Origin of the sequence: Faecalibacterium sp. 9, from assembly GCF_048320955.1 — a bacterium.
GTDB lineage: Bacteria > Bacillota > Clostridia > Oscillospirales > Ruminococcaceae > Faecalibacterium > Faecalibacterium wellingii.
Genome location: NZ_JBLWGB010000001.1, coordinates 206292 through 228524 on the forward strand (window position 1 = coordinate 206292; position 22233 = coordinate 228524).

22 protein-coding genes and 4 tRNA genes are annotated in these 22233 nt (G+C 59.5%); 6 read left to right on the forward strand and 20 right to left on the reverse strand.

Features of this window, described 5'->3' with window-relative positions:
* Positions 1-59 precede the first annotated feature (59 nt).
* From ACKXF9_RS00935 to ACKXF9_RS00975, 9 genes are all read right to left on the reverse strand, one after another.
* Entirely contained in the window at positions 60-1844 is a 1785-nt protein-coding gene (locus ACKXF9_RS00935; protein ID WP_418265039.1) for a glycoside hydrolase family 2 protein, read from the reverse strand.
* A gap of 4 nt (positions 1845-1848) precedes the next feature.
* Positions 1849-2151: a hypothetical protein gene (locus tag ACKXF9_RS00940; protein ID WP_418265040.1), complete on the reverse strand. Its 303-nt coding sequence runs from the start codon at positions 2149-2151 to the stop codon at positions 1849-1851.
* 79 nt (positions 2152-2230) lie between these two features.
* Positions 2231-3040, reverse strand: coding sequence for a twin-arginine translocase subunit TatC (tatC, locus tag ACKXF9_RS00945; protein WP_418265041.1), 810 nt, complete (start codon positions 3038-3040; stop codon positions 2231-2233).
* Between the two features lie 2 nt (positions 3041-3042).
* Positions 3043-3249: a twin-arginine translocase TatA/TatE family subunit gene (tatA, locus tag ACKXF9_RS00950; RefSeq protein ID WP_348584861.1), complete on the reverse strand. Its 207-nt coding sequence runs from the start codon at positions 3247-3249 to the stop codon at positions 3043-3045.
* A 91-nt stretch (positions 3250-3340) separates the two neighbouring features.
* On the reverse strand, positions 3341-3949 hold the full coding sequence (locus ACKXF9_RS00955; RefSeq protein ID WP_418265042.1) for a Sec-independent protein translocase subunit TatA/TatB: 609 nt from the start codon (positions 3947-3949) through the stop codon (positions 3341-3343).
* Positions 3950-4293: 344 nt separating this feature from the next.
* Entirely contained in the window at positions 4294-4737 is a 444-nt protein-coding gene (nifU, locus tag ACKXF9_RS00960) for a Fe-S cluster assembly scaffold protein NifU (RefSeq protein WP_005937858.1), read from the reverse strand.
* 2 nt (positions 4738-4739) lie between these two features.
* Positions 4740-5957, reverse strand: coding sequence for a cysteine desulfurase family protein (locus ACKXF9_RS00965; protein WP_418265043.1), 1218 nt, complete (start codon positions 5955-5957; stop codon positions 4740-4742).
* A gap of 133 nt (positions 5958-6090) precedes the next feature.
* A complete protein-coding gene (locus ACKXF9_RS00970) occupies positions 6091-6531 on the reverse strand; it encodes a hypothetical protein (protein ID WP_249237448.1) in 441 nt (146 codons plus the stop codon).
* Between the two features lie 226 nt (positions 6532-6757).
* On the reverse strand, positions 6758-7081 hold the full coding sequence (locus tag ACKXF9_RS00975) for a rhodanese-like domain-containing protein (protein WP_249237449.1): 324 nt from the start codon (positions 7079-7081) through the stop codon (positions 6758-6760).
* A 129-nt stretch (positions 7082-7210) separates the two neighbouring features.
* Here ACKXF9_RS00975 and ACKXF9_RS00980 point away from each other — a divergent pair, with 129 nt between their 5' ends.
* The 5 genes from ACKXF9_RS00980 (at position 7211) to ACKXF9_RS01000 (ending at position 9712) form a co-directional block, all read left to right on the forward strand.
* On the forward strand, positions 7211-7669 hold the full coding sequence (locus ACKXF9_RS00980; protein ID WP_339394990.1) for an RrF2 family transcriptional regulator: 459 nt from the start codon (positions 7211-7213) through the stop codon (positions 7667-7669).
* Positions 7670-7739: 70 nt separating this feature from the next.
* Positions 7740-7815: transfer RNA gene (locus ACKXF9_RS00985), tRNA-Trp, on the forward strand.
* A 308-nt stretch (positions 7816-8123) separates the two neighbouring features.
* Positions 8124-8200 (forward strand) — tRNA-Asp (locus ACKXF9_RS00990).
* Between the two features lie 3 nt (positions 8201-8203).
* Positions 8204-8279, forward strand: a tRNA-Thr gene (locus ACKXF9_RS00995).
* Between the two features lie 215 nt (positions 8280-8494).
* A complete protein-coding gene (locus tag ACKXF9_RS01000; RefSeq protein WP_418265044.1) occupies positions 8495-9712 on the forward strand; it encodes an iron-containing alcohol dehydrogenase in 1218 nt (405 codons plus the stop codon).
* 144 nt (positions 9713-9856) lie between these two features.
* On the opposite strand, the gene ACKXF9_RS01005 is transcribed toward ACKXF9_RS01000, so the two are convergent.
* The 5 genes from ACKXF9_RS01005 to ACKXF9_RS01025 form a co-directional block, all read right to left on the reverse strand.
* Positions 9857-9932: transfer RNA gene (locus tag ACKXF9_RS01005), tRNA-Thr, on the reverse strand.
* Between the two features lie 157 nt (positions 9933-10089).
* On the reverse strand, positions 10090-11466 hold the full coding sequence (locus ACKXF9_RS01010) for a sigma-70 family RNA polymerase sigma factor (protein WP_249237452.1): 1377 nt from the start codon (positions 11464-11466) through the stop codon (positions 10090-10092).
* 55 nt (positions 11467-11521) lie between these two features.
* Positions 11522-12502: an elongation factor P 5-aminopentanone reductase gene (ymfI, locus tag ACKXF9_RS01015; protein WP_418265045.1), complete on the reverse strand. Its 981-nt coding sequence runs from the start codon at positions 12500-12502 to the stop codon at positions 11522-11524.
* A 234-nt stretch (positions 12503-12736) separates the two neighbouring features.
* Positions 12737-13246 (reverse strand): nucleoside deaminase, encoded by a 510-nt coding sequence (locus ACKXF9_RS01020; RefSeq protein ID WP_339394986.1) that lies wholly within the window; start codon positions 13244-13246, stop codon positions 12737-12739.
* A 10-nt stretch (positions 13247-13256) separates the two neighbouring features.
* A complete protein-coding gene (locus ACKXF9_RS01025) occupies positions 13257-13652 on the reverse strand; it encodes a lysostaphin resistance A-like protein (RefSeq protein WP_418265046.1) in 396 nt (131 codons plus the stop codon).
* A 223-nt stretch (positions 13653-13875) separates the two neighbouring features.
* Here ACKXF9_RS01025 and ACKXF9_RS01030 point away from each other — a divergent pair, with 223 nt between their 5' ends.
* Positions 13876-14733, forward strand: a complete 858-nt coding sequence (locus ACKXF9_RS01030) for a DegV family protein (protein ID WP_348584853.1) — start codon at positions 13876-13878, stop codon at positions 14731-14733.
* A 151-nt stretch (positions 14734-14884) separates the two neighbouring features.
* On the opposite strand, the gene ACKXF9_RS01035 is transcribed toward ACKXF9_RS01030, so the two are convergent.
* From ACKXF9_RS01035 to ACKXF9_RS01060, 6 genes are all read right to left on the reverse strand, one after another.
* Positions 14885-15658: a TSUP family transporter gene (locus ACKXF9_RS01035; protein WP_418265047.1), complete on the reverse strand. Its 774-nt coding sequence runs from the start codon at positions 15656-15658 to the stop codon at positions 14885-14887.
* Between the two features lie 51 nt (positions 15659-15709).
* Entirely contained in the window at positions 15710-16561 is an 852-nt protein-coding gene (locus tag ACKXF9_RS01040; RefSeq protein WP_418265048.1) for a serine hydrolase, read from the reverse strand.
* A gap of 22 nt (positions 16562-16583) precedes the next feature.
* Complete coding sequence (locus tag ACKXF9_RS01045) at positions 16584-17573, reverse strand: dipeptidase (RefSeq protein ID WP_418265049.1); 990 nt, start codon at positions 17571-17573, stop codon at positions 16584-16586.
* 12 nt (positions 17574-17585) lie between these two features.
* The gene (locus tag ACKXF9_RS01050) at positions 17586-20888 is read right to left on the reverse strand and encodes an SNF2-related protein (RefSeq protein WP_418265050.1); all 3303 of its coding nucleotides are present in this window, start codon (positions 20886-20888) and stop codon (positions 17586-17588) included.
* Positions 20889-21040: 152 nt separating this feature from the next.
* Positions 21041-21433, reverse strand: coding sequence for a metal-dependent transcriptional regulator (locus ACKXF9_RS01055; RefSeq protein ID WP_249237461.1), 393 nt, complete (start codon positions 21431-21433; stop codon positions 21041-21043).
* A 242-nt stretch (positions 21434-21675) separates the two neighbouring features.
* Positions 21676-22230 (reverse strand): Fe-S-containing hydro-lyase, encoded by a 555-nt coding sequence (locus tag ACKXF9_RS01060; protein WP_348584848.1) that lies wholly within the window; start codon positions 22228-22230, stop codon positions 21676-21678.
* Positions 22231-22233 lie beyond the last annotated feature (3 nt).

Below are 22233 nucleotides of genomic sequence, written 5' to 3' on the forward strand. Positions count from 1 at the left end.
CTCTTTTTATTTTCCGACAAGCACAAAAAAGCTCCCCCTTTGGGGGAGCTGGCACGGCGTCAGCCGTGACTGAGAGGGTTCACTACTTTCGCGAACTCTGCGGCAAGGGCAGCGTTCACCGAACGGACGGCATTCGCGTCCGGCTTGATCTCGGCCCGGTCATAGGTGAACAGCCCATTCACCTCATCCTCCACATCCGTCAGCTGGGTGTACACCAGCGCCGAGAGTCCTTTTTTCAGCTGGGGCAGCACTGTACCCAACTGCAGCTTTTTGCAGCGGGCCGTCAGGTCTGCGCGGCTCTTTGCCGTACCGTAGCCGTAGGTCCTGCCCGGAGCTTCGTGCCCCGGCATGGGCCATGCAATGCCGCCGTATTCACTCAGGGCCACAGTGCGCTTTCCGGGCTTTACATGCAGCGGATAGAAATAGTTGTGGATGGAGCACACATCTCCGCCGCCCTGATCATACCAGCCGCTGGCCTCGTCCACAAGGCGGGTATCGTCCAGCGTGCGGATGGCCTGCACTGCCCCGGCCGCGTCAAACTGGCCCCAGCCTTCGTTGAAGGGCACCCAGCAGCCGACACAGGGATGGCCGGAAAGCGCCTGTACCGTGGCTTCCAGCTCCCGGCGGTATTCTTCCCGGCTGCTTTCCTTTCCACGGCTCAGCAGGCCCCAGAGGGGTTTTGCATCGGGCAGGCAGCGCAGCAGCGGCTGCAGCACATTGGTCAGGTAGGTGACGAACCACAGCTTGTAGGCGCTGCCGCCGTTCACCATGTCCTGCCAGACCACAAGGCCCAGCCTGTCGCAGTGGTAATACCAGCGCTCCGGCTCGATTTTTGCGTGCTTGCGCAGCAGGTTGAAGCCCAGCGCTTTCACCTCGCTCAGCTCCCGCTCCACCGCCGCATCGGAAGGCGGGGTATACAGGCCCTGCGGCCAGTAGCCCTGATCCAGCAGGCCGTTGAGCAGGATGGGCTTTCCGTTCAGGCAGAAGCGCAGCACGCCCCGCGCGTCCGGCTCACAGCTCCACTTGCGCAGGGCAAAGTAGCTATGCACGGTGTCGAACTGTTCCTCCTCTCCCTGCGTGGTGCCCACGGTCAGGTCATACAAAAACGGGGTATCCGGGCTCCACGGAAAGAAATGTTCCTCCGGGATGTTCAGCGTCACCTCGCCATCCCGGTCCGCTTCGTCACTGCCCCAGTCCTCGGCAATGGTCACGCCCCCGGCCCGCACCACGGCCCACAGGTTCACCGCACCGCCGGGCATGGAAGTATGGGCTTTCACGGTCACGGTGCGGGCATCGTAGTCCGGCGTGACCGTGAGCGACTGGATGTAGTTTTCCGGCACACGCTCCAGCCAGACCGTCTGCCAGATGCCGCTCTGGGCCGGGTAGAACATGCCGCCGGGCTTCAGGGTCTGCTTGCCCCGGGCCTGCGTGCCGCTGTCCGTGGGGTCCTGCACGGCCACCCACAGGCTGTTGCGGCCCGTATCGTTGAGCTGGGCGGTGACATCCAGTGTGAAGGGCCAGTAGCCGCCCCGATGGCCGCCCACCAGATGGCCGTTCACCTGCACCGCACAGGCATAGTCCACCGCGCCGAAGTGCAGCAGCACCCGGCCCCCTTCTCCCGGAGGGGGAGCAAAGGTGCAGTGGTAGTGCAGCCACTGGCCGGGCTGCAGGGTGCGGCCCACGCCGGAGGCCTTTGTTTCCGGCGAGTAGGGCACCAGAATGCTGCCGTCCCACGCAGCGGGGTATTCAGCTGTCTGGGTAATGGCGTACTTCCACAGGCCGTTCAGGTTCTCATAGCTGTCCCGGCGCATGGCCGGGCGAGGATATTCCGGGAGTGGGTGCATGGTTTCACCGCCTTTGATTTGTTGGTTTCATTCTAGCACAAGGCAGATGGCTTGTATAGACTGAGCAGCAACGATTTGGAATTGCCGCCGCGTTCGCTTTGGCTATAATAGCGGAAAAATTATTTTTATATTTGCAAATCAGGAAAATCTGCGGATTTTCCTGATTTGCTTTTTCACGGGGAGGGGTCGTGGCAGTAAACGGCATATTGCTGCTGTCAGCCTGCGGCTGCCGCGTCGCAGATAATGCAAGCATTAAACGCAAACCCGCTCCCACGCGATTACGCTCTGCACCGAAAACATTTTCCACATACAAAAAGGCTGCTGCACCAAATGGCGCAGCAGCCTTTGCTTTTGCAATGATAAAACAGAAAACCTGAAGTCAGAGCTTACTCTTCGTCCTCGCCCTCATCCTCGTCATCCTCTTCGTCGTCATCGTCCTTTTTCGGCTTATAGAAGATGCCGCTCAGGAAGATGCTGATGAAGTACAGCAGCACCATGGGGCCGGCCACCATGCACTGAGACACGATATCCGGCGGGGTGACAACGGCCGCGATGAAGAAGATGATCACGATGGCAATGCCGCGCACCTGCTTGAGCAGCTGCGGGTTGATAATGCCCATCTTGGACAGGATGATGGTGATCAGAGGCATCTCAAACACGCAGCCAAAAATGATGAACATGGTCAAGCAGAGGTTGACATAGCTCTCGATACTGGTGGTGGTCTGGATGTACTCTGCACCCTCGATGCCGGTGCTGAGGAAACGCAGCATGAAGGGCATCATGAGCTTGTAGGCGAACAGCACGCCCACGCAGAACAGGATCAGGCCCAGCAGCATGACCATCTTGAAGAAGAAGCTCTCGCTCTTTTTCAGGCCGGGCTTTGCAAATGCATAAATGTGGTAGAACGCCACCGGAACGGTGACCACCACGCCTGCCAGAATGGAGACGCGGAAATACTGCATCAGCTTTTCCTGCGGGGCAATGGAAACAAACTCGTAATAGTCGCGGCCCATGGCAGTGAGCAGATCGATCAGACGGTCGGCGTATGCCAGCGAGACCACAACACCCACCACGAACACCACCGCGCAGATGATCAGCCTGTTCCGCAGTTCTTTCAGATGGCCGGTCAGCGTCATGCTGCCGTCCTCTGCCATTACTTCGGCTTTTTTCTTTTTGCGCTTAACGTTCGTAGCCACAATTACTCCTCGTCTTCGTCCTTCTTGGAAACCTTCTTCTCGGTCTTCTCCTCGGAATCATCGGAGGAGCCTTCCTCGTCCTCCATGCCCTTCTTGAAGCCGTTGATGGTCTTGCCGAACATCTTGCCCAGCTTCGGCAGGTTCTTGGGTCCAAAGATCAGCAGAGCGACGACCAGGATGATCAGCAGTTCGTTAGTACCAATACGCATAATAAAAATCTCCTTTTTACTTTGCCGCGCCGCGTGGCGGGCTTATTGCATGTATCAGGCAACCGCGGGCGCGGGTGCATCCAGTAAGTAATCAGTCCTTCGGCAGAACATCATTCTGACGAGGGTCTTCCTCCACCGGTTCGGCCGCAGGAGCAGCCTCGGCAGCTTCCTGTGCGGGAGCCGCTTCTACGGCAGACTCGGCCTTTTCCTCTGCGGGTGCAGCGGCAGGCTCAGCCTTTTCAACCGGGGCAGTGGGTTCTTCGGCCTTTTCGGCAGGTGCAGCGGTCTCCTCAGCGGGAGCGTTCTCCTCGGCCTTGGCGGCAGGTGCAGCGTCCTCTTCCAGCTCTTCCACCGGCTCCTCGGTCAGCTCGGTCACTTCCTCGGCAGCTTCTGCCTTGGCAGCTTCCTCCTTGCTGGTCTTGCCGATACCGGTAAAGCTCTTGGTCACATCCTTGACGCTGTTGTCGATATCCTTCTTGATATCGGTCAGCGGGGCAACGGCTTCCTTCAGGGGAGCCTGGATCTCATTCAGCGGCTCCACAACGTTCTTCTGGATCTCCTCAGAAGCAGCGCCGGTGTACTTTTTTAGTTCACGCAGCATCTTGCCGATCTTCTTTGCGTAGACGGGCAGCTGATCCGGGCCGATGAACACGAACGCCACGATCACGATGACGACAAGTTCCCAAAAACCAATTTTCATACTAACTCGTTTCCTTTCCTGTGCGGCGGGACGTTTTCCGGAGCCGACGCATCCGCTTTGCAGTGGGTGCCGCGAACCCATTCTTTGCCCTGTTCTTCGTCCGCTTCCGTGGGAGTTCGGCGCTCTTTGCGCCTGTGTTGCCCTACTTATACCGAAAAGTGGTGAACTCATTCTGAACAATATATGAACTTTTCATGAACGAGTAGACAAACAGGGTGTTTTTATAAACTTATGATATTTTATAGTCAGTTTATTACAAATCGGATAGGATACAACAGTGCAGTCTTTTGCAAAAAAGAGGACACCGCACAAAACGGTGTCCTCTGAAGTGTCCTTTGCGGGGATCAGTGGCCGCAGCTCTCGCAGTGGTCGCAGTCCTCTTCGAGCTTACCCACGATGGGTTCCGGATCGATGCCCTGACGGCGGTAGTAGTCGGACAGAGCAGCCTTGACGGCCTGCTCGGCCAGAACAGAGCAGTGCACCTTGATGGGAGGCAGACCTTCCAGAGCTTCCACAACAGCCTTGTTGGTCAGCTTGAGGGCCTCGTCGATGGTCTTGCCCTTGATGAGATCGGTGGCCATGCTGCTGGTGGCGATGGCGGCACCGCAGCCGAAGGTGAGGAACTTGACATCCACGATCACGTTGTTCTCGATCTTCAGGTACATGCGCATGATGTCGCCGCACTTGGGGTTGCCCACTTCGCCCACGCCGTTTGCGTCGGGGATCTCACCCACGTTGTGCGGATTTGCAAAATGCTCCATGACCTTTGCGCTATACATGCTTGCCATAATTACTGCTCTCCCTTCAGGCTGAACTGGCGGGCCGTGTTCTGGCCCTGCAGCCACATACAACTCATCGCGCGGCGGCGGGGAATGACCTCCTCCAGCACGTCGCACAGATATTTTGCTTCTTCCATGGTGTTCTGCGGGCCAAAGGTGAACCGCATGGAGCCGTGGCCGATCTCCTCAGGCACGCCGATGCTCAGCAGGACGTGGCTGGGGTCCAGACTGTCGGAGTTGCAGGCAGAGCCGGTGGAGGCGCAGATGCCGTGCATATCCAGATCCAGCAGGATGGTCTCGCCCTCCAGACCCGGGAAGCTGATGTTCACATTGTTGGGCAGACGGGGGCTGCGGCCGCCGTTCAGGCGGGCTTCCGGGATATTCTTGAGGATGCGGTCGATAACGTAATCGCGCAGCTCGCTCTCGTGGGCCATGCGCTCATCCAGATGCGCCGTGGCGATCTCCAGTGCCTTGCCCATGGCAGCAATGCCGGCCACGTTCTCGGTGCCTGCACGGTGGCGGGCCTCCTGGCTGCCGCCATCGATCAGGTTCTGGGGCCATACGCCCTTGCGGCAGTACAGTGCACCCATGCCCTTGGGGCCATTGAACTTGTGGGCGCTCATGGACAGCATATCCACGCCCAGTTCCTTCACATCCACGGGGATGGCACCCACAGCCTGCACCGCGTCGGTGTGCATCCACACACCGTGCTTGTGAGCGACCTCGGCGATCTCCTTGATGGGCTGGATGGTGCCGATCTCGTTGTTGGCCATCATGATGCTGACCAGCGCGGTATCGGGACGGATGGCAGCTTCCACGTCCTCAGGGCGGATGTAGCCCTCGGCGGTGGGCTTGATATAGGTCACTTCAAAGCCCATGCGCTCCAGTGCAGCCATACTGTGCATGATGGCATGATGCTCAAAAGCGCTGGTGATGAGGTGCTTTTTGTTCTGGCGTGCCTTGGTGAAGGCAGTGCCCTTTACGGCCCAGTTGTCGGCCTCGGAGCCGCAGCTGGTAAAGAAGAGCTCAGCCGGACTTGCATTGATGGCCTTTGCCACCTGCGCACGGCCGGTGTCCACGAATTCCTTGGCCTCATAGCCCACACTGTAATGGCTGCTGGGGTTGCCGCAGGCACCGCTCAGGGCTTTGACCATCATTTCCAGTGCCTCGGGAGCACAGGGAGTGGTGGCAGCATTATCCAGATAAACCACTTTTTCCATGTTTTCCATAGGAATGATCCTTTCTTATTGAACGCGTCTGCAGGAGCCTTGAATGCCCTGTGCAGATGCGGAATCCTTTCAACGGATAAGTTATACCATATCATTCCCTAGTATGTCAATATGAATACTGGATTTTCGTGATTCAGTCACCTTTTTTGCCCTTTCCGGTCAGTTTTCCCAGTAACACCTTCCACTTGGGGTAGCCCCAGCGCTTATCTTCGGCAAAATCGTCTGCCAGCTTCCAGGGAAAAACGCCGCCGTCGAAGTACAGATTTCCCTGTTCGTCCACGCGGTCCAGCTTTTTGGGCAGATACGCCTCATCGTAGTAGCTCTTGCGGCGGTCGGGCAGCACCCAGTGCAGGGTGCCGTCCTCGTCCATGCCGGACGCCCATACGCCGAACACGAAGGTAGCCGCTTCACCGTAGCAGTGCTGCTCGAACCGGATAGCGCCATCATAGTAGAACTTGATGACCTCCAGCGTACCGGATTCCTTTTTGCCGTCCCGGCCAAGGGTGGGGCGGTAATCCTGCTGATAGCGGCAGCCGCAGTGGCTGCCGGCAAAGTCTTTTGCATGGAACGACATGGCGTGGTTTCCTTTCTTTCTGGTAGGATCGTTTGCTTTTTATATAAAGTACACGGCGGCTTTTCGCGGGTAGGGCGTGGAGGAAAACGGCAGCAAACCCTCTCAGTCAAAGCCTGACGGCTTTGCCAGCTCCCCCGAAAGGGGAGCTTTTTGCCTTCTTCCGGTCAGCGCGTATTAAGCTCCCCCTTTCGGGGGAGCTGGCGAGCACAGCGAGACTGAGAGGGTTTTAAAAATGCCCCTCAAAATCTCCCTCGATCTCGTAGGGCCAGCTCAGGATGCCGCCCAGATCCCGCAGATTGGTGTAGCCCAGCGATTCCAGCTTCTGCACGGCATCGGCGCTGCGGCGGCCGGTGCGGCAGTAGATGAGCCACATGGCATCCTTATCCGGCAGCACCTCGGCGGCACGGCTCAGCACCTGACTCAGCGGCAGCAGCTTTGCCCCCGGAATGTGGCCCACAGCAAATTCGTCCGGCTCCCGGACGTCCACGGCGGTTGCCTCATGTGCATCCAGCAGACGGATGGCGTCGGCAGCAGTGATCTTCTCAGTCATACTCTCACTCCTTATGTTATCCTCTTATCCATCCTATGATAGCAGACCTTTTTTGTTTGCACAAGAGGATACCTTTGCAAAATCCGAGCAACGTGCTATACTATAGGAAGCAATAAGGAGAGGATCGCCATGAAATTTTCGACCAAAAGCCGTTACGCCCTGCGCCTGATGGCCGAGCTGGCGCGCTATGCGCCGGGCACCACCGTCAGCCTGAAGGAGATCAGTGAGCGGCAGAACCTGAGCCTGAAATATTTGGAGCAGATCGTCACGCCGCTGGCCCGGGCAGGCCTTGTCAAGAGCGAGCGCGGCAGTCAGGGCGGCTACCGCCTGACCAAAGCCCCTGCCGCCTACACCGCCGGTGAGATCCTGCGCGCCATCGAGGGCAGTGTGGCCCCCATTCCCTGCCTTGGCAGCGAGACCAACGAGTGCCCCATGTGGGAGCAGTGCTTCACCCTGCCGTTCTGGACCGGCCTTGACGAGGTCATCAACCAGTATATCGACAGTGTAACGCTGGAGCAGCTTGCCCGTCAGCTGCCCACCGCAGACAAAAAAGAGGGCTGCTGCAGCTGCGGCACGAAAAATGCCTGAATCTTGAAAGAAATGCTTGACATTCGCCTTTGCATCGGCTATAATAACTAAGCATTCAGCGAGTGCCTATAGGGGTATAGCTCAGCTGGTAGAGCAGCGGTCTCCAAAACCGCGTGCCGTGAGTTCGAAACTTACTACCCCTGCCATAACCGCACAGGTTCTTCGGAGCCTGTGCGGTTTGTTTTTGTACGCCTGCGGCAAGGCCGAACCATTTAGAATGGCCTCCGCATTCGCTCTGGCCATTTTCAGCGGAAATATCATTTTTATGTTCGTGTTCCGGAAATGACTGCGGTCATTTCCGGAACACTTTTTCACGGGAAGGGGCTGGAGAGGAAACCAGCATGTTTTTTGCTTTTTTGCAATTTTTTGAAATTCATGCTTGACAAGCAGGCGGTTTTTCGATATAATAAAGCACGTTCCGGCGGTAAGCACCGCACGAAACTTGAGCGATCATGGCCCGGTAGCTCAGTTGGTTAGAGCACCAGCCTGTCACGCTGGGGGTCGTCGGTTCGAGCCCGATCCGGGTCGCCATTTGCTGCTATAGCTCAGTTGGTAGAGCGCATCCTTGGTAAGGATGAGGTCTCCAGTTCGAATCTGGATAGCAGCTCCATGCGCAGACACCTCGAAGTCTTAGGACTTCGGGGTGTTTTTTGTTTGCGGTCCTTTGTTGCATCCATCTGGTTGTCCACTCTGCCCAAAAGCAGCGGAAACTTTCTTCCGCTGCCGTCAATTGATGTCACCGTCCAGTTGTTATACAATTAACATAATGCATTTGGCGGCAGTCTGGCCGCATAGAGAGTATTGGAACTTTTGGAGGTAACTACTATGGCTCGTTTTACCCTGCCCCGTGATCTTTACCATGGCAAGGGCGCTTTGGAAGCCCTGAAGACTTTTACCGGCAAAAAGGCCATCGTCTGCGTGGGCGGCGGCTCCATGAAGCGGTTCGGCTTTCTGGATCGTGCGGTCTCCTACCTGAAGGAAGCAGGCATGGAAGTAGAACTGTTTGAAGGCATCGAACCCGATCCCTCGGTGGAGACCGTCATGCGCGGTGCTGAGGCCATGCTGAAATTTGAGCCGGACTGGATCATCGCCATGGGCGGCGGCTCTCCCATCGATGCCGCCAAGGCCATGTGGATCAAGTACGAGTATCCCGAGATCACCTTTGAGGAGATGTGCAAGGTGTTCGGCATCCCGCCGCTGCGCCGCAAGGCCCACTTCTGCGCCATTTCCTCCACTTCCGGCACCGCTACTGAGGTGACGGCTTTCTCCATCATCACCGATTACCAGAAGGGCATCAAATACCCCATCGCGGACTTTGAGATCACGCCCGACGTGGCCATCGTGGACCCGGATCTGGCCGAGACCATGCCCAAAAAGCTGGTGGCCCACACCGGCATGGACGCCATGACCCACGCCATCGAAGCCTATGTTTCCACCGCACACTGCGACTACACCGACCCGCTGGCCATCTTTGCCATCCGCATGATCCAGGGCGATCTGGTGGACAGCTACAACGGCGACATGTCCAAGCGTGACTCCATGCACAACGCCCAGTGTCTGGCCGGCATGGCCTTCTCCAACGCACTGCTGGGCATCGTGCACTCCATGGCCCACAAGACCGGCGCTGCCTTTGCGGACTACGGCGCACACATCATCCATGGTGCCGCCAACGCCATGTATCTGCCCAAGGTCATCGCGTTCAACGCCAAGGACCCCGAAGCCAGGAAGCGCTACGGCGTCATTGCAGACGAGATGAAGCTGGGCGGTGCCAACGATGACGAGAAGGTAACGCTGCTCATCGAGTACCTGCGCGGCATGAACGACGCGCTGAACATCCCCCACTGCATCCAGCACTACGGCCCGGACTCCTACCCCGCCGAGCAGGGCTTTGTGCCGGAGGACGTGTTCCTGCAGCGCCTGCCCGAGATCGCAAAGAACGCCATTGCCGATGCCTGCACCGGCTCCAACCCCCGCCAGCCCAGTCAGGAAGAGATGGAAAAGCTGCTCAAGTGCTGCTACTACGACACCGAGGTGGATTTCTGAGCCTGACCGCCTAACTGCATAAGCCTCCCATTCCGGCTGCTGGTCTCGCGCTTCTGCGAGCCGACAGCCGGTTTTTGTTTTGTCCGGCCTGCTTTTATACGACAAAAAACGCCCCGAAGCGTTTCCGCTTCGAGGCGTCTGAGCTGGAGCTGCTATCCAGATTCGAACTGGAGACCTCATCCTTACCAAGGATGCGCTCTACCAACTGAGCTATAGCAGCACAATCACAGCTCAATTATAATACCACAGCTTTTGCTGTTTTGCAAGTGTTTTTTGCAAAATAGTTTGCGTCTTTCGCAAAAAGTCGGTTTTTACGCAAAAACCGCCCGGCCGTTTTCCACGACCGGGCGGTTTGCATGTTCAAAACTCGATCCGTATCACTCGATCAGGCCGTTCAGCAGGGACAGGCACTTGCGGCTGTGCAGCTTGCGGATGGCCTTTGCCTCGATCTGGCGCACGCGCTCACGGGTAACGCCAAAGTCACGGCCCACCTCTTCCAGCGTGCGGGGACGGCCATCGTCCAGACCAAAACGCAGGCGAATGACCTTTTCCTCACGGGGGGTCAGGCTCTTGAGCGCCAGATTGATCTGCTGTGCCACCATGGCGCGGTCTGCGGCTTTGCCGGGAGCTTCGGCATTTTCGTCTGCGACGAAATCGCCCAGAGAGGAATCCTCTTCCTCACCCACGGGGCTTTCCAGACTTGCCGGCTCCTGTGCCATGCGCTGGATCTCACGCACACGCTCCACGCTCATATCCATGGCCTTTGCCAGCTCTTCCGGGGTCGGCTCGTGGCCGTTCTGGTACACCAGCTGGTTGGTGGCCTGACGCATCCGGTTGATGGTCTCCACCATGTGCACCGGGATGCGGATGGTACGGGCCTGATCCGCAATGGCGCGGGTGATGGCCTGACGGATCCACCAGGTCGCATAGGTGGAGAAGCGGAATCCACGGTCGCAGTCAAACTTCTCCGCAGCCTTGATCAGGCCGATGTTGCCCTCCTGGATCAGATCCAGAAATGCCAGATTGTGGCCCACATGCTTCTTGGCAATGGACACCACCAGACGCAGGTTCGCCTCGCTCAGGCTGCGGCGGGCGTTCAGGCCGTCGCGGCGGGTCTTGAGCAGCTCTGCGCGCTTTTCGTCGGTCAGGGGGCCGTTCTCCACGGCCTCCATGGCTTCCTCTTCTGCGGCCTTTTCCTCGGCATCCTCGGTGGGCTTCTCGTTGCCTTCCTCGTCCAGATCCTCGGTATAGCTGCGGCTGTTCTCGTCCTCTTCAAAGGAGAAGCGGGCGCTGTTCTTCTTGATGTACTCCGGCCCGCCGTACTTCTGACGGTCGGCCTGCAGGATATGCGCTGCCTCGGCACCGGCATGGATGCGGCGGCTCAGCTCCACCTCCTGCTCGGCGCTCAGCAGCGGGATCTGACCGATCTGCTTGAGGTAGTTCTTCACAGGGTCGTCCAGCAGCTCGTCCATGGCAGCCTTCAGGTCTGCGGGGTTCTCCTCGCTCTGCTCGTCCTCGTCCTCTGTGATGCCCAGATCATCGTTGTTGTTCTCGGCGCTCTCCACCTCCGCCATGATGCTGTCCACATCCAGCATCGGCTCCGTGTCCTCTTCCAGCACCTTGATCCCGCGTTCTTCCAGAAGGGTATAGAGCGTTTCCTCATCCATTCTGCACTGCGCAGCCAGCGCCTTGGCCTCCTTGGCCGAAATGGTGCCTTCGCCTTTCGTCAACAGTTCCTTTAAAGTCATGCCCATTTTGCTCTCTCCTTCTTGCTCCGGGGAAAATCCTGTAATAACGTGTTCCCGCGCATCAGATCACAAGTCCTCCGTTCACACCGAACACCTGTCCGGTAATGTAGCCGGCATCCTCGCCCGCCAGAAACACCAGCAGCCTTGCCACCTCATCTGCGCTGCCAAGACGGCCCACCGGGGTCTCCTCGGCCAGCGCCGCCTTATCCTCGGCGGTGAACGCTGCCATCATATCGGTATCGATGACCCCGGGCGCAACACAGTTCACTGTGATGCCGCTGGGGCCTTCTTCTTTGGCCAAAGCCTTGGTCAGGCCGATCAGGCCTGCCTTTGCTGCGGAATAGTGCACTTCGCAGCTGCCGCCGGTCTGGCCCCACATACTGCTCACCGTCAGGATGCGTCCGGCCTTGCGGCGGATCATGCCCGGCAGCGCCAGCTGACACAGGTGGAATGCACCGGTCAGGTTCACATCCAGCATGTGCTGCCACTCCTCCGGGGTGATGTCGGTGAACAGCTTCTGCTGGGCAATGCCCGCATTGCTCACCAGTACATCCACATGGCCCAGCGCCTGCTCTGCGGTGCGGAACGCAAGCTCGCAGCTGGCGCGGGATGCCACATCGCACTGCACGGCGGTAATGCCGGGCAGCTGCTTTTCCAGTGCCGCAGCGGCTTCGGCGTTGCTGTGGTACAGCACCGCCACGCGGAAGCCGGCCTCATAAAACGCCCGGGCCGCAGCCGCACCGATGCCCCGGTCGCCGCCGGAGATCAGAACGCCCCGGCCATTGCCCGCAGACGGACGCGCCGCAGCTGCCTCTTCGGCTGCCGGTTTTTCCGGCTCCTGCAGCGGTTCTGGCGTCTCCGGCTCCGGGACCGGCTGCGGCGCAGGTTTTTCCAGCACCATCACCCGGGTGGGTTCGTCCACCGCAGATGCTGCCGGTGCCGCCTTCGGCCTTGGCGCTGCAGGCGGTTTCTGCGCAGCCTGTTCCGGCTGCGGCTCCTCGCCCGACAGATTGAACGTCAGTTCAAATTCATCTTCGTACAAGAGTATGGTCCTCCTGTCGTGTTCTCTGCACAGCAGCTGTGCGCCGTGCAGGAGATGTTCTGCCGCCCATCGCCCCCGGTCAGCGTCCATTTCTTTTCCGGTCAAAGTCCGGCGCTTGGCGTGACAGGCAGGTGCGCAAGATGGGTTTCGACAAAACACCATTAAATAATATAGCACAATTTGCCGAAAAAAGAAAGTGGAAGCCGCCTGCTTTTTCACGCAGCTTCCACTTTTTTACGGTTTTTTCATATTCTGCCCCGGCTGTACCGGCGGTTTCCACTTCGGCTTTGCCGCAAGCCGTGCCCGCAGGTCTTTGAAAAACGCCTGTAAAAGCGCCTGTGCCTCCTCGGCACGCAGACCGCTTTCCACCACCGGATGGTGGTTGAAGGGCATGGCGAACAGGTCTGTCACGCTGCCGCAGCAGCCCGCCTTGGCGTCTGCCGCACCGTATACCACCCGCCGCACCCGGCTGTTGAGGATCGCTCCGGCGCACATGGGGCAGGGCTCCAGTGTAACGAACAGCTCACACTCCCACAGCCGCCAGCCGCCCAGCTTTTTGCACGCCGCATCGATGGCCAGCAGCTCTGCATGGTGCAGCGCGTTTTTTTCGGTCTCGCGGGTGTTGTGGGCCGCAGCGACCACCTCGCCCCTGCGGGCCACTACCGCCCCCACCGGCACCTCGCCCAGCGCCGCCGCCTTGCGGGCTTCCTCCAGCGCAAGGCCCATCAATTCAAAATCGGTCATAGGCTCCTCTTTATCCTGCTGCAAAAACCAGCAGATTATTCAATGTATGCAAAAGCATCCCCGGCCATACGCTTCCGGTACGGCTGCGGAGGGTGCCCAGCACAAGGCCGCACACCAGCGCATAGGCCATGCCTGCCGGGCCCCTATGCTGCACGGCAAACAGCACCGCCTGCAAAGCCACAGCCTGTCTCTCGCCCAGCGGCCGGGCCAGCTGCTGGATGGTGCCGCGGAACACCAGTTCTTCCACGATGGGCGCAGCGGCACAGCGGTGCACAAAGGCCCACATCCGGGCGGCTTCCTCCGGCACCTGCGGCAGGACCGCCGTCAGAGCCTTGCCCGCCAGCAGGTAAGCCAGCGCACAGCCGAATGCGGCCAGCAGGGCCCTTGTTTTTTCATTCCGTTCCATGGCCCTGCCCTCCCTGCCGCATCGATCAGCGTCTATCTTATCACATCCATTGGCCGCTGCGCAAGTATTTTGCGCTGTGACGAAGCAATTTTGGCCAGAGTGTACTGGAAAACGATTGACTTTTCCCTGCCGGTTCTGGTATAATGTTTTCCGACCTTTTATCAAAAATCGTTGACTAACATAATTTAAGCTCTCACTCACCGGAGATCCGGAGGTATTTTTTATGATCCGCATTCTTACCGATTCTGCGTCCGACATCCTGCCTGCCGAGGCGGAGCAGCTGGGCGTGACCGTGATTCCTCTGAACGTGACGCTGGAGGACGGCGTCGTCCTGCGGGACGGCATCGACATGACCCCCAGCGCCTACTATGACCATCTGGCTTCCTGCCGCAAGCTGCCCACCACCAGCCAGCCCAGCCCGGAACTGTTTGAGAAGTTCTATCTGGAAGCCGCTGCTGCCGGGGACGAAGTGCTGGGCATCTTCCTGTCCCACGAGCTGTCCGGCACATGGCAGTGCGCAAAGCTGGCTGCAGACCTTGCCAATGTGGACAACGTGCTGTTTGTGGACAGTGCCAACGTGTGTCTGGGCGAAGCGCTGCTGGTGCGCCTGGCCGTACAGCTGCGGGACGCAGGCAAGACGCTGGTGCAGATCGCCACCGATCTGGAGCATGCCAAGGAGCATCTGCATCTGGTTGCCGCCATCGACGATCTGAAGTATCTGCGCAAGGGCGGCCGTCTGCCCGCCGCCGTGGCCGTCGCAGGCGGGATGCTGGGCATCAAGCCCCTCATCACCATCAAGGAGGGCAAGGTAGCCATGGCCGGCAAGGCCCGCGGCCTGCCCGGTGCCTATGTAGCCCTGTTCAAGAAGATCGACGAACTGGGCGGCATCAGTCCGGATTTTGCCACGGTTGCAGGCTACTCTGCCAGCCTGCGCGAAGTGCAGCCCATCCAGAACTACTTCCGGGATACTCTGGATCTGCCTGAACCGCTGGTGCGGCAGATCGGCTGCGTCATTGGCACCCACGCGGGCCCCGGCGCGTTCGGTCTGGCATTCTTCGACAAAGGGCTGGTGCTGGAATAAGCGACCACCGAAAAAAGATCATCCGACCAAAGTCGGGCAGCCCTGCGGGCTGCCCGGCTTGTTTTTTTGTTGGGAACCACAAACTCCCTCAGTCAAAACCTGACGGTTTTGCCAGCTTCCTCGGAGAGGGAGCCTCTGGCGCGCCCTGCGCTTACAGCACTGCGTCCGAGATGAGCTTGCCCAGCAGCAGCACCAGCACCACCAGCATCATGGGGCGGATGAAGCGTGCACCTTTTTTCAGGGCGAAATGGGAGCCCAGCAGGTTGCCCAGAATGTTGCTGACAGCACAGGGGATGCCGATGTGGAACACCACCAGACCGTTCATCAGGTAGGTGAACAGGCTGGCGTAGTTGCTGGCAAGATTCAGCACCTTGCCGTTGCCGTTGGCGGTGCGCAGGTCAAAGCCCATCAGGGTGGTAAAGGCAATGATGGCAAAGGTGCCGGTGCCCGGGCCCACGATGCCGTCGTACAGGCCGATGCCCAAGCCGATGCCCAGCGCCAGCAGGATCTTCTTCAGGTTCAGGGTGCCGTCGTCCCGGTTCTGGTCCGGCAGGTCGCGCTGCCACAAAATGACCACTGCCGCCACCGGCAGGATGAGGAACATCATGGTGCGCAGCAGTTCATCGCTGAGCAGCAGCACGATGTGCGCCCCCAGTGCACTGCCCGCAAAGCTGCCAATGGCTGCAAGGATGCCTACCTTCAGGTTCATGGCACCGTTTTTGAAAAAGTTGGCTGTGGCAAAGGTGGTCCCGCAGGCGGCGCTGAATTTGTTGGTAGCATAGGTGTAGTGGGGCGGCAGTCCGGCAAACAGATAGGCCGGCAGGCTGATAAGGCCGCCGCCGCCGGCTGCCGAATCCACAAAGCCTGCAAAGCCCGTCATCAGAATGAGAAACGCCATCATCCATGGCGAGAGCGTGATACCCATTGCTATAATTCCCTTTATTTTTCCAGTTTTTTGTTTTTGGGTACGTGCATTTCAGGACAGAAACAGCCGTCCCTCACAGGCCAGCACCTGATCCAGGATCATGCGGGACACCCTTGCACCGTACACCATAGCGGGATGTTCGTTGTACTCGATGATATCATGAAAGTCCTTGTTCATCAGCACGATGACATACTCGCCGTAGGGGGTATGGACGATGCCGCCATCGTTGCGGCAGGCGTTCATGCTGCCGCTCTTGCTGGCCACCCAGATGAGTTCCGGCGCACCGGTCTCCTCGCAGTCCAGATAATACTGGGGAAAATCGTGGGTCAGCATGGTATTGTAGTGCTGCTGGCGCAGGATGGCAAGCATCTCGGCACTGGCTTCCCGGCTGACCAGCTCCCCTTTTGCAATGCGGGCGAACAGCGCCGCATAGTCCCGGGGCGTGGTGGTGCCAAGCTGGCGGTAGCGGTCAAAGTGCAGCGGATTGTGCAGCACCGTGTGGGCAAAGCCCAGCTCCCGGATGCAGGCATTGATGGTGTCCAGCCCCAGATAGTCAATGAGCATGTTGGTGGCGATGTTGTCCGAACAAATGATCATCATGGTAGCGGTATCTTTTACTCTGAGGCGTGCGCCCACACCCAGCGCCCGCAGCATGCCGCTGCCGTCCACAAACTGGCTCTGCTCGTAGACAAGTTCGTCCGTAAGGCTGGCCCTGCCCCGCTGCACCTGCAAATACAGCGCCGCCAGAAGGAACGCCTTGATGGTGGATGCGGTCTCAAATTCCTCGTCCGCGCCCACCTCCACGGTATGGCCCTGCAGGTCGTCCACGAACACGCTCATTCTCCCCTGATAGCAGTACAGTTCCGCAGCAATGCGCTTTTCCAGCGTCATATTTTTATCCATATCGGCATATTCTCCGTTATTATTACAGATTTTCCTCAAAAAAGCGCATAGCGTTGCGGAAATAGACCCCCTCCACCTCGTCCTCGGTGAAGCCCTCTTTGCGCAGGGCATCCGCCAGCAGCGGCAGGAAGGCAGCATTTTCCAGCTGGTGGGGGCCATCGATGCCGTCAAAATCGCTGCCAAGGGCGATCATCTGGGCACCGCCCACCTGTTTGTAGTGGGCCGCATGCTTCGCAATGAGCGCCGCCGTGCTGCGGCAGCGTTCCGGATGGGTGGGGTCGGCGTCCAGAAAGGGCGCATAGTAGTTCAGGCCCGCAATGCCGCCGCGCTCTGCCAGCGCACGGATCATCTCATCGGTCAGGTTGCGGGTGTGGGGTGCCAGTGCACGGCAGTTGGAGTGGCTGGCCGCAAAGGGCCGGGTGCCGTGCTCCACGATATCCCAGAAGCCCTTATCCGAAAGATGGCTCACATCCACGATCATATGCAGCCGCTCCATCTCGGCCAGAAATTCAAAGCCTATTCCGGTCAGACCCTTTTCGGTCTGGGGCACCAGCACGCCGCCGGGGTTCCGCTGCGGGCTTGCCAGCTCGTTTTCGTGGTTCCATGTCAGGGTCATCATGCGTGCGCCCAGCTCATACATCCGGCGCAGCACCCCCACGCTGCCCTTACAGCAGGCGCCTTCCTCGATGGTGAGCATCCCGCTGATCTTTCCCGCCGCAGCATTCCGGCGGATATCTGCCGCCGTGTACACCGGGGCAATGGCGTCCGGGTATGCCGCCATGATCCGCTTGAACCAGTCAATCTCCTCCAGCGCCGTCACCAGCGGGTCCGCGCCGGGAGCGGGGTCGTCCAGATTGACGAAGGCTGCAAAGCACTGCAGCAGATAGTCGCCTTTCTGTAATTTTTCAAGGTCGATATGCAGATCGTTCTGCGCAAAACTCTTGGGCCGTCCCGCATGTTCGGCTTTGCGTAGCTCGCTGAGGGTGTCACAGTGCAGATCCCAGACTTTCATGGCAGTCTCTCCTTATTCTTCCTGCAGCAGCTGCAGCAGCTCTTCCGGCTTCATGGACAGGATCGCTCCGTCTGCCGAGCCGGTGACCGTCTCGGCAAGGTCCTGCTTTGCCTGCTGCAGCTCCACGATCTTTTCTTCAATGGTGTCCTGCGCAATGAGCTTGTACACCTGCACCGGATTGCGCTGGCCGATGCGGTAGGCGCGGTCGGTGGCCTGATTCTGCGCGGCCACGTTCCACCACGGGTCGTAGTGGATGACGATATCTGCCGCCGTCAGGTTCAGGCCGGTGCCGCCCGCCCGCAGCGAAATGAGGAACACGTCCGCTTCGCCGCTGTTGAACCGGCGCACAAGCTCCGCACGCACCGGCTTTGGGGTGGAGCCCTGCAGGGTAAAGTGGCTCACGCCTGCTTCGTCCAGCCGTTTTGCCAGCAGTTCCAGCATGGAGGTGAACTGGCTGAACAGCAGGATGCGGTGTCCGCCCTCCACAGCAGCCGTCACCAGCTCCATGCAGGCGTCCAGCTTGGCGCTGCCGCCGTCCCAGTTGTCCGCCACAAGGCGCGGGTCGCAGCAGATCTCCCGCAGGCGCATGAGCACCGCGAACACCGCCATTTTATCCTCGGGCTTGGCGGCGCGCAGCTTTTCCCGCGCGTCCACCACAGCGGCAAGGTAGAGCTTGCGCTGCTGCTCGTCCAGCTCGATGCGGTGGAGATTCTCGGTCTTGGGCGGCAGCTCTTTAAGCACCTCGGACTTCATGCGCCGCAGGATGAACGGCCCGGTCAGCTGGTTCAGCCGCCGCAGGGCTTCCTTGTCCTCCTCCTGCACGATGGGCTTTTCAAACCGGGCGCAGAAGGTCTTATAGGGCGGCAGATACCCCGGCATCAGGAAGGAGAAGATGCTCCACAATTCGCCCAGACGATTCTCCACCGGGGTGCCGGTAAGGGCGAAACGCACTTTGCTGTTCACCCCGCACACCGCCTTGTATTTCTGGGTGGTGTGGTTTTTGATGGCCTGGGCTTCGTCCAGAATGCAGGCATAGAACGCCTGTTCCGCATACCGTTCTTCGTCCCGGCGCAGCAGGTCGTAGCTGGTCACCACAAGGTCGGCGTTTTGCCACTGCTTTGCCAGCTCGGCACGGTGGGCGGCGTCGCCGTCCACCGCCACACAGATGAGCTGCGGGGTGAACTTTTTGCATTCCTCCTGCCAGTTGAGCACCAGCGATGCCGGGCAGACGATGAGGCTTGGCAGGGTCTGCCCGCTTTCCTTCATAGCCAGCAGGTAGCTGAGCACCTGCACCGTCTTGCCAAGGCCCATATCATCGGCCAGAATGCCGCCCATACCGTAGCCGTCCAGCGTGCGCAGCCAGCGGTAGCCGTCCCGCTGGTACTTGCGCAGCACATTGTGCAGGCTTTCCGGCGGGGTATACTCGCTGTCCTTCACGGCATGGAAGCTGCGGCTGATGCGGCGGAAGGCATCGTCGCGGTTGAAGCGCAGGCCGTTCTGGCCCGAGAGTGCCCAGTCCAGACTGGGTGCCCGGTAAAGCGGCAGTTCGGCATGGCCGTTCCGGAGCCTGACGCCGGAAAGCTCCAGTGTATCGTTCAGCTCATCCAGCCCTTCCAGACTGTCGTCCAGCCGCAGCAGGCTCCCGTCCCGCAGGCGGTGGTAGCGCTTTTTCTGGTGCAGGGAGCGCAGCAGCTCTTTCAGCTCGGCCACCGGGAACTCGCCGGTGTCCACTTCCAGATCCAGCACGCTGCCGTGCACCGAAACGCCCACCGTGATGCGCGGCGGCGCGGCCTGCAGGCTGCGGAATGCATCACTCAGGTAGACTTCGCCCTCTGCCAGCAGGGCCGGGATGCCTTCTTCCAGCAGACGGCAGATCTCTTCCTCGTCGGCGGTGCCGTACACTTCCTCATTGCCGCCGACGCCGGGCTGCAGATAGGAAGCCAGCAGCCGCTTTGCACGGCTCTCGGCACGCACATCCCGCAAGAGGCCCGCCGGGGCCGGGGCAAACGGCGTGACCTTATCCTCTCCGTACAGAAATTCCGCGTGGGCCTCAATGCGGAAGCTGTCCGGCGCATCCAGATAGAACTGCACCACCGGCTCCAGCGGGATCTGGTTCAGCAGCAGGCGTTCCGGGTCCACGATGTTCAGCCTGCTGCCCAGCTCCGGCAGCACATAGCTGCAAAAGGCGGTGGCATCTGCGTTTGTAAAAAACAGGCTCTTGCCGCCCAGCGCCTGCAGCGCGGGCAGGATGCGGGTGCAGCCGGGCCGCTGCAGCCGCCAGAGGGTGTCCTCGCTGAACAGATAATCATAATCCAGCCCCTGCACAGCGGAAAGTGCGGGTTCGCCTTCCACCTGCACGCCGCCGCGGCTGCGTGCCACAGTCAGGGTGACTGCGGGCAGACCCTCCCGCAGCTCGTAGCCGCCCAGAAAGCCGGTGTGTGCGTACATCTGAACAAGGGCGTCAAAGTTTTCTCCGGTCAGGATCATGCCGCCTGCCGGGCCCTGCTCGGCCCCGCCATACACCCGCACTGCAGCCTTATCCAGACTCTGCCTTGCGCTCACCTGACGGCGCAGCAGCTGCAAAAGGGCGCGGGACTCCTCATCAAAGGCATCCCACCGGTGCACAAAGGCCAGCGCCTTTCCGTAACTGACGCTGCGGCCGTGTTCGATGTTCTCCAAAAGATCCGGGATGCTCTTGACCACATACTGCCGCCCGCCGTCCGAAATGCGCAGCCGCAGCCATGGCTGCGCGCCGGGCAGCAGGGTCAGCTCCGGTTCCAGTCGGACAAAGCCGGTGCGCTGGGGCACCTCGCCGCCGCCAAGGTCCTCCAGCGCGGCTTCCTTATAGGTATCCAGCAGCCTGCGGGCTTCGTTGTCCGACACCGGCGCTTCCCCGTGCCACTTTTTGCCAAACAGCATCTCCAGACCGGAAGCGTAGCTGTCGCGGCGGGATGGCTCTGTTCCCAGCCCGGCAGTGCCCCGCACCACGCCCGGAATGGCATCCGGCTTTGCAGCGGGGGCGGGCGCATTCTTTTCCGCATCGTCCAGCAGCAATGCGCCGATATGCTTGCAGTAGGTGCCCTCGCCGTTCTGGTTATACGGGCAGCTGCAGGACGCACTGACAAAGCTGCCGTTCTCCCGCAGCCATGCCTGCGTATAGTAATAGCTGCCGCCGCTGCCCTGTACCATGGCCGAAATATGCCGCACGCCATCGGCGTTGACGGTGCAGGTGCTCTGCTGGATGCGCTTGCGGTATTTCTTGGCCCGCTCAAAAATGTTATCGCCCAAAAGCGTGCGGATCTCGTCTGCATCCATGGCTGTTTCCTCCCGGTTTGGCTGTAAAACCTTCTTATCTTATAAGAATACCGCACCCCGCTCCCGGATGCAAGTGGAAGTTGCGGCTCCTTTTGGGTACAAAAAATCCCGCTCCTTTTTGTAAGGAACGGGATCATTTTCCGGTTTTACGGTCACTCGGCAGGCTTGGTCAGCTCGGAGTCGGTCTCAAGGGCGCGCTCGCGGATCTTTTCCAGCGTCTGCTCGCTCAGGATATGCTCTGCCTTACAGGCGTCCTCGGCGGCGGTCTTTTCGTCCACGCCCAGCTGCATAAAGAAGTGGGTCAGCAGACGGTGACGGCCATAGATACGCTCTGCGATCTCGCGGCCCGGTGCCAGCAGGGTCAGGTTGCCCTCGCCGTCCACCGCGATATAGCCGTTCTCGCGCAGCTTTTTCATAGCAATGCTGACGCTTGCCTTGGTAAAGCCCAGCTCATTGACAACGTCAATGGAACGCACACGGCCCATCCGCTGGGTGAGCATAAGGATCGTTTCGAGATAATCTTCTGCGGATTGGTGGATCTGCATGGTATGTTTGCCTCCTGTCTGTGCCGGGATGCAAAGCACCACGGTTTCATATAGTACAAGATATCACACTTTTGACCGATGTGCAAGCAATTCGCGGAAGTTTGTTAAAACAAACCAATTTTCTTCTGCATAAATCTGCTGTTTTGACCACATCTTAGCCGGTTTGGTTTTGGCTTGTTTGCATAAAAAGCAGTTCGATGCGGCCAACGGGAGCAGACGGAGAGGGCGAGCCCGTTTATCTTTTATCTGCTCTCCAGATATGCTGCCGGGCCGGACTGGTACAGATCGCCGCCGTGGGCGTCCAGGATCACCGTCAGCGGCATGTCCTTCACAGTCAGGCGGCGCACCGCTTCACAGCCAAGATCCGGCCATGCGATGACTTCCAGCGTCTGCACGCTCTTTGCCATCAGGGCACCGGCACCGCCCAGAGCGGCCAGATACACCGCGCCATTGCGCACCACAGCAGCCTTTACGGCGTCGTCCCGCTTGCCCTTGCCGATCATGATCTTGTTGCCAAGGTCCAGCAGACGCGGGCTCATGGCGTCCATGCGTCCGCTGGTGGTAGGCCCTGCCGAGCCGATCACCTCGCCCGGCCGCTCCGGCGTGGGGCCTACGTAGTAGATGGCACTGCCTTCAAGTTCAAAGGGCAGCGTTTCCCCCTTATCCAGTGCTTCGGTCATGCGCTTGTGAGCCTGATCCCGGGCGGTGTACACCACGCCGGAAAGCAGCACCGTATCGCCCGCCTTGAGCGGGGCAAGATCCTGCACGGTGCAGGGGGTGGTCAGTCTGTATTCCATAGT